This is a genomic window from Caryophanon tenue (genome assembly GCF_001700315.1).
Lineage (GTDB): Bacteria > Bacillota > Bacilli > Bacillales_A > Planococcaceae > Caryophanon > Caryophanon tenue.
Genome location: NZ_MASJ01000036.1, coordinates 1 through 11,591 on the forward strand (window position 1 = coordinate 1; position 11,591 = coordinate 11,591).

An 11,591-nucleotide genomic window follows, 5' to 3' on the forward strand; every position below is an offset into this window, starting at 1 on the left:
GATGTTTGTTCACATCTGCCTTGCCACACGACGTGGCGTTTTTGGCAGATGTTCCGCTTAAAAGCGCATGCTCCTGCGGTTACTCGTCGGAGAAAAACATTGCTTTTCCTGCTGAAGTCGCCGCTTGTGTCGGGACGCACCTGCAAATTCTTATCATCTCAACACACTTATTTTCATCAGAAATAGAGTTCTGTCCCATCCTCTTTTATCATTATGCAAATACTGCTTTAATATGCTCAAATGCCCAATCTAATTCTTCTTTTGTAATAATGAGTGGTGGCGCAAAGCGAATTACTGTATCGTGTGTTTCTTTACATAATAAACCTTTTGCCATTAACGCTTCACAGTATGGACGAGCCGCTTCTGTTAGCTCAACACCGATAAATAATCCGCGTCCACGTACCTCTTTAATAATTGGGTTATCAATCGTTTTTAATTTGCTTTGGAAATACTCGCCAAGTTCTAATGAACGCTCCGCTAATTTTTCATCAAGTAAGACATCAAGTGATGCGATTGATACTGCACATGCTAATGGATTCCCACCGAATGTAGAACCGTGTGAACCAGGGTTAAAGACACCTAAAATATCTTTATTTGCTACGACACATGAAATTGGGAACACGCCTCCGCCAAGCGCTTTACCTAAAATTAGCATATCAGGTGTAATCCCTTCCCATTCATACGCAAACATTTTTCCTGTACGCGCTAAACCACTTTGAATTTCATCGGCAATAAATAATACATTGTGTTCTTTACATAAGTCTGCTGCTGCTTGAATAAAGCCAGCTGGTGGAATTAAAATACCGGCTTCCCCTTGAATTGGCTCAATGATAAATGCAACAGTGTTTGGCGTAATTGCTTCTTTTAGCGCATCAATGTCACCATATGGTACAAGCGAGAAGCCTGGCAACATCGGACCAAATCCACGCTTATACTCTGCTTCTGATGATAATGATACCGCGCCCATTGTACGTCCGTGGAAATTGCCAATACAACCAATAATATGTGCTTGGTTTTCCGCAACACCTTTTACTTCATAACCCCAACGACGAGCTGTTTTAATCGCTGTTTCGACAGCCTCAGCACCTGTATTCATTGGTAATACCATATCTTTGCCAGTTAATTTTGCTACTTTTTCATACCATGGGCCAAGTTGGTCAGAGTGGAAGGCGCGAGATGTTAAGGTTACGCGGTCTGCTTGGTCCTTTAATGCTTGAATAATTTTTGGATGACGATGCCCTTGGTTCACAGCTGAATATGCAGATAACATATCCATATATTCATTGCCTTCTGGATCCTTTACCCATACACCTTGCGCTTCTGAAATGACGATTGGTAGTGGGTGATAATTATGTGCGCCGTAGTTTTCTGTTGTTTCGATTACTGTTTTTGAAATTGTCATTGTAAATGCCCCCGTTAATAAGTTTTGTGAAAAATCCACACTCATCTATACATAAGCAATTTCTGTGCCAACTGTGAAAGGTAGTAGTTGCGTATCGTTAAAAGTATATATTAAAAAATTTTGCGCAAGAAATTTTGCTTTCGGTCATATATGCAAAAAATTTTGCGTTATACTGTAGTTAGGAGTGATGACGATGACAGATGCACAATTAAAAGTGCTGTATGAACAAATTATTGAGCGTGTCGATATTGGCATTCATGCGATTGATGTGAGCGGGAAAACGATTATTTATAATAAAAAGATGCGCGATTTAGAATCGATGACAGCAGAAGATGTCCTGCATAAAGATTTGCGCGATGTGTTCGCGTTTCGTGAAAATGAGCATAGTACGCTACTGAAATCATTGCAGCAACAACAACAAGTGCGCAATGTGAAGCAAACGTATTTTAATAATCGCGGTGTCGAAATTACGACCGTCAATCAAACATTTCCGGTTGAAGCGGAAGACGCATTAATTGGCGCAGTAGAACTAGCAACGGATGTTACGAAAATGGAGCGCTTAATTCGCCATAAGCTGGCGCATACGCAAACGGACTATCGTTTTGAGCATATTAGCGGGAAATCTGCGAGTTTACAAGAGGCGATTGATGTCGCAAAACGTGCAACACGTACACAATCTAATGTATTAATTATTGGTGAAACGGGGACGGGGAAGGAGTTATTTGCCCAAAGTATTCATGCGGCTTCTGCGCGTAGTGTACGCCCATTTGTATCGCAAAACTGTGCGGCTATTCCAGATTCATTAATAGAGAGTATTTTATTTGGCACAACAAAAGGCGCTTTTACAGGGGCTGTTGATGCACCAGGTTTATTTGAACAGGCACAAGGGGGCACGTTATTATTAGATGAATTAAATTCGCTCAATATTCACTTACAGGCGAAGCTTCTACGTGTATTGCAAGAGAAAAAAGTGCGTCGCTTAGGGAGTACGACGGAAATTCCTGTAGATGTACGTGTTATTGCAACGATGAATGAGGATCCCATTGATGTCATTCGAGCGGAGCGCCTACGCAAAGATTTGTATTATCGTTTAGCCGTGATTACAGTATTTATTCCACCGTTACGGGAGCGAACGGACGATATTCCGATTTTAATCGGGGAGTTTTTACAAAAATATAATGCGTTATTTGAAATGCGTGTCGAGCGTATTTCGCCAGATGTTTTGCAATTTTTTATGCAGCACGATTGGCCAGGGAATGTACGTGAATTAGCACATGCGATTGAAGCATCGATGAACGTTATGCAACATGAACTTGAAATTGAAATGCACCATTTACCGTATCATTATCGTAAGCAGCAGCCCGTCGTACAGCCTACGCTTCGAATAACGTCAGATAGTACATTGCCATTAGCAGAACAATTATTACAATTAGAACGACAAGTGATTATACAAGCGTTACAACAGCATGAAGGACATATTACTAATACGGCAAAGCAGCTAGGAATGAGCCGTCAAAGTTTGCAATATCGTATGAAGCGATTAAACATTACAACAAACGGCATGAAGTAACGAAAAGGGGATGGGATGATGAGAAAATGGATGATCGCAAGTGTACTAGCAACCGTATTATTAAGTGCCTGTACAGAGCAAACAAATTTGACTGAAGAGGAGGATGTGTCACGCACTTCTCATGAACATGAAGACGTAGTTGCTGAGGAAGAAAACGGTGAGGAGCCGGCAACAGTACCAGTGACTGAAATACCGTCGACGGAGCTTGATGACGACAGTGAAGCGACTGAGCCGTTAACCTATGAACCACCTGTGAGTACAACGGAAGCGGGTAAATTATATGAGGACATGTTTGTAGCAATGAGTGCGCCACAACTTTCAACATATAAAGCCCAAATTGCTGTGAGTGAGCAGTTGCAGTGGGAAGAAGCAGGGCATCCGATGCAGCAAGTCATTACACTCGGAGCGACTGTTACGTCACAAAATACAACGACGTATCAGCGCATGATGGAAGGCGAATATATTCAAGAGTTTGAAGATACACGTGAAAACTTATCGATTGCGGCATATGAACAACTTGATGATGAGTATGCAGCATATTTTATGGAGCAAAATAGTTGGTATCGTACAGACCCAACAACACTACGTACAAAATTACCGGCGGGCTTATATTTTGAAGTGCCAGACGCGTTATTAGGATTCTTTTCACTAGATACGGACCGCTTTACGATAAAAAGTGAAGAGCAAGACTACGCTGTCCTTACAATCACACTGGAGCAAGAAGAAGCCTCACACATTGTTGAGAAGCTAATGCGTGAAGACGATTATAGCCGAGTTGCGCCGTTACAAAAGGTAGGAGCGACGGTTGATTTGACAATTGTCAAAGGGGAAGAGCCGGTTTTATTAGATATGACTGTTGAGTTTAATGGCGAGGGCAGTACTGGAAGTGTGACACATACATCAACGATTACGTTTATGCAGTTAAATGAACCGTTAGTCGTAAATGTGCCAACAGATGTTTTAAATAGTGCTCAATTATATGAGCCACAATAAATAAAAAATGGGCACGGACGAAGGTGATTTTCGTCCGTGCCTAGTTTATTATTTCAACGGTAATGAAGCGACTTCATATAAATAGTCACCTAAAACGCGTAATCCTTTGTCGAAGTTTTCTAAGTGGAAATGCTCGTTCGGTGCATGGAAGTTTTCACTATTTAAACCGAAGCCCATTAATACAACTGGTAATTGTAGCATTTGATCAAACGCTGCCACGATTGGAATAGAGCCACCGCCACGAATATATGCAGTCGGTACTTCATACACACGCTCATATGAACGACCTGCTGCTTGAATCACAGGGTGGTCAAACGGTGTAATGTATGCAGGCCCTTTATCGAACTCTGAAATCGTTACGTCAACACCTACTGGCTTATGCTTTTCAACATGTGCGCGTAGTTTCGCAACAATTTCGTCTGGGTCTTGGTCGGGCACTAAACGACATGTGATTTTGGCGCCAGCTTCAGCCGGTAAGACCGTTTTAATGCCTTCTCCTGAGAAGCCACCAAATACACCGTTCACTTCTAATGTTGGACGTGCCCATGTTTGTTCTAAATAAGAATAGCCAGCTTCACCGAATAGCTCTGTTACGCCAACTTCTTCTTTTAATGCTTGTTCATCAAAGTTTAAATCTTTATAAGCTTGGCGTTCTTCGTCTGATAGTGGACGTACGTTGTCGTAGAAACCATCCACTTGAATTGTGCCGTGCTCATCACGGAATGACGCTAAAATATTTGCAAGCGCGTGGATAGCATTTTGAACACCGCCACCGTAAAGACCTGAATGTAAGTCACCTTTTGCACCACGTACGTCAATTTGAATGCCGGCTAAACCACGTAAGCCGTAGCATACAGCTGGTTTTCCTGGTGCGTAAAGTCCCGTATCTGAAATTAAAATTAAATCAGCGGCTAACTTTTCTTTGTTGGCATCGACATAAGCAGGTAAGTGCGCACTGCCGATTTCTTCTTCGCCTTCAATTAAAAACTTCACGTTTACTGGTAATGTTCCGTCTAACGCAAATAAAGCTTCGATTGTTTTTAAGTGCATAAATACTTGCCCTTTATCATCTGAAGCACCGCGCGCGAATAATTTATTGTCGCGAATTGTCGGTTCAAATGGTGCCGTTTCCCAAAGTTCTAACGGGTCAACTGGTTGTACGTCATAATGTCCATAAAAAAGAACAGTAGGTGCGCCTTCAGCATGAAGCCATTCACCATAAACGACCGGATGACCTGCTGTTTGGTCAATCGAGACATTTTCAATCCCTAAGTTTTTTAATTTTGTTGCAAGCCAGTTTGCGGCCGTTTGCATATCTTCTTTGTGTGCCGATAATGCACTAATGCTTGGGATGCGTAAAAATTCATTTAGCTCTGCTAAGTGAGCGTCACGATGCTCTGCGAAGTAAGCATCTAGTTTTTGTAGTTGAGACATATGTACTCCTCCTCCTGTGTAATTACTTGTAGTATAGCATAGGAAGTGTAAAAAGCTTCGGTTTCGGAAATATCGCAACTTACACGAAAAGGTTCCCTATATTACAACAATGTAAGGAATTTGAAAGCTCATTCGATAGAGTGTAAGGTCAGACTTTGCGATACTAAAGTCAACAAGTTGAACGGAGGTAACGCATATGTTAGAAGGAGTTTACGAAGAATATAACCGCTATATTTATCACTTATGTTTAAAGCTTACACGCAACACGGTGGAAGCGGAAGATTTAATGCAGGAAGTTTGGGTAAAGGTGGTACGCTATGAATCATACGTACATAATGTGGACCATGTCAAAGCATGGCTAACAACAATTACGATGAATACATTCCGCGATCGCTATCGTAAAAATGTGCGTCGCAGTAAATATATGATGCACCAACCTGAAACATTAGACGTACCTGTTCTTGATTTAGTTCCCAACCAAGAGCTTTCTACAGAAGAAAAAGTGGAAAAGGACGTTATTTCGCAATTAGTCCAAACGAAAATGAATGAGCTAGACGGCATTTACCAAAAAACATTATGGTATTTTTACGTTGACCAATATTCACTTGCTGAAATCTCAGACTTAATGCGTGTATCAATTGGTACAGTGAAATCACGCTTATTCCGTGCAAAAGCACGTCTAAAAGAAATGCTTATCGCAGACCGTGGTATTGCTGAGGCAATTTTACCAGCATAATGTAATGTGCTGGACAGACCGCTTCTGTAATCTAGCATAAAACATAAACAAAGAGCCAATTCCCTGAATCAGCGAATTGGCTCTTTTTTAGTTGCGTTTATCGAGTAAACATTTATTGAAAATGGTACGCAATGTATCAATTTCTTCAGTCGTCAACATACCAAATAATTTATCGAATAATGTATCGACATGTGATTGAGCCGTATCAAGCATTTCGTAGCCAGCGTCTGTAATATGAATAAGCGCTGCACGACGGTCGACTTCATTTTGTTTACGTTCGACAAGACCTGCTTTAATTAGTTTAGTTGTCAGAACCGTTACACCACCAGTTGTCACTTTTAAATGCTCTGCAATCGCAGACGGGCGTTTCGGTCCTTCGTTTGCTAAAAATCGTAACAAAAGTATATGTGATTTGGAAAAGCCAAGTTCATTGTGCTGATTCCATTCATTCATTAATTTGCGTTCCAGCGACGTCACAGTTTCAAAAAGGGCAGATATTGATTGTTGCTTTTGTGGATCCATACGATCATCTCCCAAAACGATAATGATAAAACGCCTATCGAATATTCGATAAGCGTTTTGTAAGCTACTACATATCCATCGCAAGCTTTTGCATTGCATGTAACTCGAAAGCACGTACTTTACGAGGAATAAAACGGCGAATATCCATTTCATTATAACCTACTTGAATACGTTTTGAATCAATTAAGATTGGGCTACGCAACATACGTGGGTATTGTTGGATAAGTGCATATAATTCTTGAATTGATAATTGATCGATATCAATATTCAAGTTTTTAAAATCATTTGAGTTTGTCGCAATAATTTCATCCGTGCCGTCTTCCGTCATGCTCAATACCTCTTTAAACTCTGCTAAAGACAGTGGGTGAGATGTAATACGTTTCTCTGTATATGAAATATTATTTTCTTTTAACCATTTGATTGCTTTTCTGGATGAAGAGCAGCTCGCTTGTGTATAAATTGTTACTGACATTCTTCATTCCTCACTTTCTGATTCATCGATTTGATATATTTATCTTACCACTAAGCTACTTGTAAAATCAATATGATTTAGCTTACAATTATGTAAAGTTTGTAAATCGTAACGTAGCAAAAAATTCTTCTCTCTACTATATACGATGCAAAGTCGAGAAAGTTTCAAAAAGACGAAAAATTGACAGCACTTTTTTACATGGGTTGGTGTAGGACTAGAAATAGGCGTAATACGAGTGCGATAGGGTCTCAAGAAAGATATTTTTTTATGAAGCGCAACGGAATATGAAAGTAGAAAGTGAGATTGGGGCAAAAAGAAATATCCTTCAGCAACGACAACTGCTGAAGGATATTTTTGTGCTTTAGGTGCTACGCTACATAGCGGACGCGTTTCGCAGACATGGCTTAAGGTAAACACGATGTTCCTCTATTAAAAGCTCCTGCTCCTGCGGTACCTCGTCGCAGAAAAACATTGCTGTTCCTGCTGAAGTCGCCGCTTGTGCCGGGACGCACCCGCACATTTTATCATCTCAAGACACTCATTTTCACCAGAAATAGAGTTCTGTCTCAATCTCGCTTTATTTTTATTTTTGTTCGCCTGTTGTGAACCAATCTTGGACGTTCCAAATTTTCGTCACTAAGCCTTCATAGAATTCTGGCTCATGCGATACGAGAACGATTGTGCCTTTAAACTCTTTCATGGCACGTTTTAATTCTTCTTTCGCATCGACATCTAAGTGATTTGTCGGTTCGTCAAAGATTAACCAGTTCGCAGGGTCCATCATTAATTTACATAAACGAACTTTTGCTTGCTCACCACCAGAAAGTGAGTTCAGTGGACGTGTAATATGGTCTGTTTTTAAACCGGCTTTTGCAAGTGCTGCGCGTACAGCTGCTTGCTCCATTGACGGGAAGGCATTCCATACATCGTCAATTGGTGTGATTTTGTCAGCTTTTACTTCTTGCTCGAAGTATGAAGGCTCTAAGTAGTCACCTAAAATAACGGTACCATCTAAAGGTTTTACTTTGCCTAGCATTGTTTTTAATAACGTTGATTTACCAACACCGTTCATGCCGACTAACGCAATTTTTTCACCGCGCTCAATATCGAACGTAAGTGGTGGTAAAAGTGGTTTGTCTTTATCATAACCAATGACTAAATCTTTTGCTTCTACAACATAGCGGCTCGGTGTGCGGGCTTCTTTAAAGCCGAATTCTGGTTTTACAGCTGTTTCAGGGCGGTCAATACGCTCTAAACGGTCCAGTTGTTTCGCACGAGATTTCGCACGACCAGTTGTTGAATAACGTGCTTTGTTTTTCGCGATAAAGTCTTCTTGTTTTTTAATGAATTCTTGTTGCTTTTCGTATGCATCAATATGCTGACGCTTATTAATTTCAGCAAGCTCTAAAAACTTTTCATATGTCGCTGTGTAACGTGTCATTTTTGAGAATTCTAATTGGAAAATCACATCTACGACTTCGTTCATAAATTCTGTATCATGCGAAATTAATAAAAAGGCATGTGGATACGATTTTAAGTAGTTTTTTAACCACGTAATATGCTCTTCGTCTAAATAGTTCGTCGGCTCATCCAGTAATAATACTTTCGGCTTTTCAAGTAAAAGCTTTGCTAACAGAACTTTCGTACGTTGACCACCAGAAAGTGCTGCAACATCACGATCTAATCCGATGGCATCTAAACCAAGACCGCGCGCAATATCGTCAATTTTCATATCGAGTGTGTAAAAATCGCCTGCATCTAATGCGTCTTGAATTTCAGCCATTTCATCTAATAATGCTTCAAGGTCAGCGCCATCTTCGCCCATTTTCATTGCAATTTCGTTTAATTGCTCTTCTTTTTTATATAAAGGTAAAAATGCATCTTGTAACACATCACGCATCGTGCGTCCGGCTGTTAATACCGTATGTTGGTCTAAGTAACCGTAATGTGTGTTCGGTAGCCATTCAACTTTTCCCGTATCGTGAATTTGTTGTCCTGTGATAATACCCATCATTGTTGATTTACCAACACCGTTAGCACCTACTAAACCAATGCGGTCACCTTCTACAATGCGGAATGACACGTCTTTAAATAATGTGCGGTCACCAAATGAGTGTCCTAAGTTTTCTACTGTTAAAATTGCCATAGTTTCCTCCGTATTTACGTATTTATTCCATGAAAAAACAGCTAGGGCGTATTATAGCGCCGCAAGCTGCTTGTTTAAGTCGGCAAGACGTTCTTCTAATGTATTCAAACGCTCAACTGCTTTCGTTACTGAATCTGCATGACCAAGTGACTCTAATTTTTCTAAATCACCTTGTAGGTTAATGTAGTCCATTTTTAGCTCTGCAATTTGAGATTGAATGTCGCTTTTTGTTGCCATAGCACAATTGCTCCTTTAGAACAGATTTGTTTTCTATTTTAGCATAGAGTATTAAGAAAGCCCACGTATTTTGATTGTGAAACTTCAATGACATTCAAGGAAATTCCAATGAAACCGATACAACGATATAGAGAATGTGAAAGGGAGTTTTTATATGAATATGCGTACAGCTATTGTTGTCGGAGCAACGGGCTTAACTGGTCAAGCATTAGTGAAGGAACTGTGCGAGCGTGAAGAATACGTATCGATTACAGCGATTGTAAGACGAGCGCTTGCGTTTGAGCACCCGAAACTAGAAGTGTTAGTCAAGTCGTTTGATGAAATAGAAGAAGCTGATTTACCACCTGTACATGATGTGTTTTGTTGTCTAGGTACAACACAAAAAAAAGCGGGCTCAAAACAACAGTTCGAGCGCGTCGATTTTGAGTATCCGATGCGCATTGCATCGCTCGCTAAGAAAAAGGGTATTCCTCATTTTTGTGTTATTTCTGCAATGGGCGCAAGCGAAAAATCGCGCTTTTATTACAGCCAAGTGAAAGGGAAACTAGAAGCGGAGCTAACGGCTTTATCATTAGAGCGTTTAACGATCGTGCGTCCGTCGCTATTAACAGGCGACCGCTCAGAATTTCGATTAGGGGAAAAGGCTGGTGAATTCGCACTGCGCATCGGCAATCCGCTATTAGTTGGACCGATGAGAAAATATCGTTCCATTTCTGCAACGCAGCTAGCGATTGCTATGGTATGCATCGCATTATACGAACAGCCTAAAAAGGTACGTATTTACGAGTCAGCACAGTTGAACCAATTTGCGTATCCACTAGCTGAAATAGAACAAGACATTTCATTTGATTGGTCAAAGCATCAGCAAGGTGAGGATGACGCACCGGTTGATGAGGACATTGTATTTGATCGTACAAAACTAAAAAAGCTCGATGACGAGTAACAAACATCGTCCGAAAGGCTGAAATTGTCTTGTTTGAAACATCGCCAATGTTATTGTAGAAATGTTTTGTTACAATAGAGGCGATAAGAGATTTAGGAGGATAAAACGAATGAAAGTTTTATTAGTAGACGGCACAATTTTTGGTCGCAAAACAGGCGTTCTTTTAGAGACGATTGAACAACATATTAAGAAATACAATGCGGAGTATGATGTGCAAATTTTATCATTCTCTAAGTTACAGCATCAAATTTTAGACGGTAGCCCATTAAATGATGACATGAAATATATGATTCAGCAATTTGAAAAGGCGGATGCCTATGTATTTGCATCACCAATTTTCCAAGCGTCGATTCCAGGTGTATTAAAAAATGCATTCGATATGATTCCACCAAAAGCCATGCGTTATAAACCAGCAGCTATCGTGGCAAATGGCGGCACAACACAACATCATTTAGTAATCGAGCATCAGTTAAAACCAATTTTAGATTATTTCCGTACATTAGTAACGCCAAACTATGTTTACACACATGGCGCACACTTCAATGAACAAAATGAAATTATTGATGAAGATGTACACGCGCGTTTAGACGAGCTAGCACGAGTTTTTGTAGCATACTGCGAAATGAGCAAAAATTTAGCGGTAGAAAAAGTGGAAGCTTAGGAACGAAAAGGGTAGCAAACGTGCATTGTTTGTTACCTTTTTATTTTTTATAGAATCGAAAAAGGCGATACTCAAATTAAAAAATTTCATGTATAATAAATCAAATTGCATTTTTGTTGCATGATTTTCAAAAACTATAATAATAGGAAGAAACTATTTACTTTATTTTTTGTTAAAGTTTTTTCAAAAAACTATTGCAAAGTTTTAAAACGTTAGGTATATTATTAATTGTCCTTAAGAGGACGCCACGAAATGACAGTTCTTCAAAAAACTTTTAAAAAAGTTGTTGACGACAAAGTTGAGTGGTGATAATATAAAGAAGTTCGCTTAACACGAACGAAAAAACATGAACCTTGAAAACTGAACAACAAACGTTGATGAAACATAGTCGGTTTAACCGACAAAATTATGACATCTTAAATGATGCCAGTAACATCGAGAACTTCGGTTTGAGATGAAAAATTTGAGCTTAACT

The 11,591-nt window shown here is 39.9% G+C and carries 11 protein-coding genes; 5 read left to right on the forward strand and 6 right to left on the reverse strand.

Going from position 1 to position 11,591, the window contains the following annotated elements:
- Window positions 1-211: 211 nt before the first annotated feature.
- Complete coding sequence (locus A6M13_RS12360) at window positions 212-1,402, reverse strand: ornithine--oxo-acid transaminase (RefSeq protein WP_066546812.1); 1,191 nt, start codon at window positions 1,400-1,402, stop codon at window positions 212-214.
- Between the two features lie 187 nt (window positions 1,403-1,589).
- On the opposite strand from A6M13_RS12360, the gene A6M13_RS12365 reads away from it, so the two are divergent.
- Together A6M13_RS12365 and A6M13_RS12370 are read left to right on the forward strand one after the other, a co-directional pair.
- Window positions 1,590-2,972 carry a sigma-54 interaction domain-containing protein gene (locus tag A6M13_RS12365; protein WP_066546815.1) on the forward strand — a complete coding sequence of 461 codons (1,383 nt, stop codon included), beginning with the start codon at window positions 1,590-1,592 and terminating at the stop codon, window positions 2,970-2,972.
- Window positions 2,973-2,990: 18 nt separating this feature from the next.
- Window positions 2,991-3,965 (forward strand): hypothetical protein, encoded by a 975-nt coding sequence (locus tag A6M13_RS12370; protein WP_066546818.1) that lies wholly within the window; start codon window positions 2,991-2,993, stop codon window positions 3,963-3,965.
- Window positions 3,966-4,013: 48 nt separating this feature from the next.
- Here A6M13_RS12370 and A6M13_RS12375 read toward each other — a convergent pair whose 3' ends face one another.
- On the reverse strand, window positions 4,014-5,399 hold the full coding sequence (locus A6M13_RS12375) for a dipeptidase (RefSeq protein ID WP_066546820.1): 1,386 nt from the start codon (window positions 5,397-5,399) through the stop codon (window positions 4,014-4,016).
- A 196-nt stretch (window positions 5,400-5,595) separates the two neighbouring features.
- On the opposite strand from A6M13_RS12375, the gene A6M13_RS12380 reads away from it, so the two are divergent.
- Window positions 5,596-6,135 carry an RNA polymerase sigma factor gene (locus A6M13_RS12380; protein ID WP_066546824.1) on the forward strand — a complete coding sequence of 180 codons (540 nt, stop codon included), beginning with the start codon at window positions 5,596-5,598 and terminating at the stop codon, window positions 6,133-6,135.
- Window positions 6,136-6,222: 87 nt separating this feature from the next.
- Here the strand turns inward: A6M13_RS12380 and A6M13_RS12385 are convergent, their stop codons facing one another.
- The 4 genes from A6M13_RS12385 to A6M13_RS12400 all read right to left on the reverse strand — a co-directional run bounded on the left by A6M13_RS12385 (window position 6,223) and on the right by A6M13_RS12400 (window position 9,512).
- Entirely contained in the window at window positions 6,223-6,657 is a 435-nt protein-coding gene (locus tag A6M13_RS12385; protein WP_066546827.1) for a MarR family winged helix-turn-helix transcriptional regulator, read from the reverse strand.
- Window positions 6,658-6,724: 67 nt separating this feature from the next.
- Complete coding sequence (gene spx, locus A6M13_RS12390) at window positions 6,725-7,129, reverse strand: transcriptional regulator Spx (protein ID WP_066546832.1); 405 nt, start codon at window positions 7,127-7,129, stop codon at window positions 6,725-6,727.
- Between the two features lie 583 nt (window positions 7,130-7,712).
- Window positions 7,713-9,275: a ribosomal protection-like ABC-F family protein gene (abc-f, locus tag A6M13_RS12395; RefSeq protein WP_066546833.1), complete on the reverse strand. Its 1,563-nt coding sequence runs from the start codon at window positions 9,273-9,275 to the stop codon at window positions 7,713-7,715.
- A gap of 51 nt (window positions 9,276-9,326) precedes the next feature.
- Entirely contained in the window at window positions 9,327-9,512 is a 186-nt protein-coding gene (locus A6M13_RS12400; RefSeq protein ID WP_066546835.1) for an SE1832 family protein, read from the reverse strand.
- Window positions 9,513-9,666: 154 nt separating this feature from the next.
- On the opposite strand from A6M13_RS12400, the gene A6M13_RS12405 reads away from it, so the two are divergent.
- On the forward strand, window positions 9,667-10,455 hold the full coding sequence (locus A6M13_RS12405) for an oxidoreductase (protein WP_066546837.1): 789 nt from the start codon (window positions 9,667-9,669) through the stop codon (window positions 10,453-10,455).
- A gap of 109 nt (window positions 10,456-10,564) precedes the next feature.
- The gene (locus tag A6M13_RS12410; protein WP_066546839.1) at window positions 10,565-11,116 is read left to right on the forward strand and encodes an NADPH-dependent FMN reductase; all 552 of its coding nucleotides are present in this window, start codon (window positions 10,565-10,567) and stop codon (window positions 11,114-11,116) included.
- The last annotated feature ends 475 nt before the right edge of the window (window positions 11,117-11,591 follow it).

Excerpts from the sequence above, each read along its gene's own strand:
- A6M13_RS12385 (WP_066546827.1), bottom strand. The coding sequence starts at position 6,657 with ATGGATCCACAAAAGCAACAATCAATATCTGCCCTTTTTGAAACTGTG.
- A6M13_RS12365 (WP_066546815.1), top strand. The coding sequence starts at position 1,590 with ATGACGATGACAGATGCACAATTAAAAGTGCTGTATGAACAAATTATT.
- A6M13_RS12410 (WP_066546839.1), top strand. The coding sequence starts at position 10,565 with ATGAAAGTTTTATTAGTAGACGGCACAATTTTTGGTCGCAAAACAGGC.
- abc-f (WP_066546833.1), bottom strand. The coding sequence starts at position 9,275 with ATGGCAATTTTAACAGTAGAAAACTTAGGACACTCATTTGGTGACCGC.
- spx (WP_066546832.1), bottom strand. The coding sequence starts at position 7,129 with ATGTCAGTAACAATTTATACACAAGCGAGCTGCTCTTCATCCAGAAAA.
- A6M13_RS12380 (WP_066546824.1), top strand. The coding sequence starts at position 5,596 with ATGTTAGAAGGAGTTTACGAAGAATATAACCGCTATATTTATCACTTA.
- A6M13_RS12370 (WP_066546818.1), top strand. The coding sequence starts at position 2,991 with ATGAGAAAATGGATGATCGCAAGTGTACTAGCAACCGTATTATTAAGT.
- A6M13_RS12375 (WP_066546820.1), bottom strand. The coding sequence starts at position 5,399 with ATGTCTCAACTACAAAAACTAGATGCTTACTTCGCAGAGCATCGTGAC.
- A6M13_RS12400 (WP_066546835.1), bottom strand. The coding sequence starts at position 9,512 with ATGGCAACAAAAAGCGACATTCAATCTCAAATTGCAGAGCTAAAAATG.
- A6M13_RS12405 (WP_066546837.1), top strand. The coding sequence starts at position 9,667 with ATGAATATGCGTACAGCTATTGTTGTCGGAGCAACGGGCTTAACTGGT.
- A6M13_RS12360 (WP_066546812.1), bottom strand. The coding sequence starts at position 1,402 with ATGACAATTTCAAAAACAGTAATCGAAACAACAGAAAACTACGGCGCA.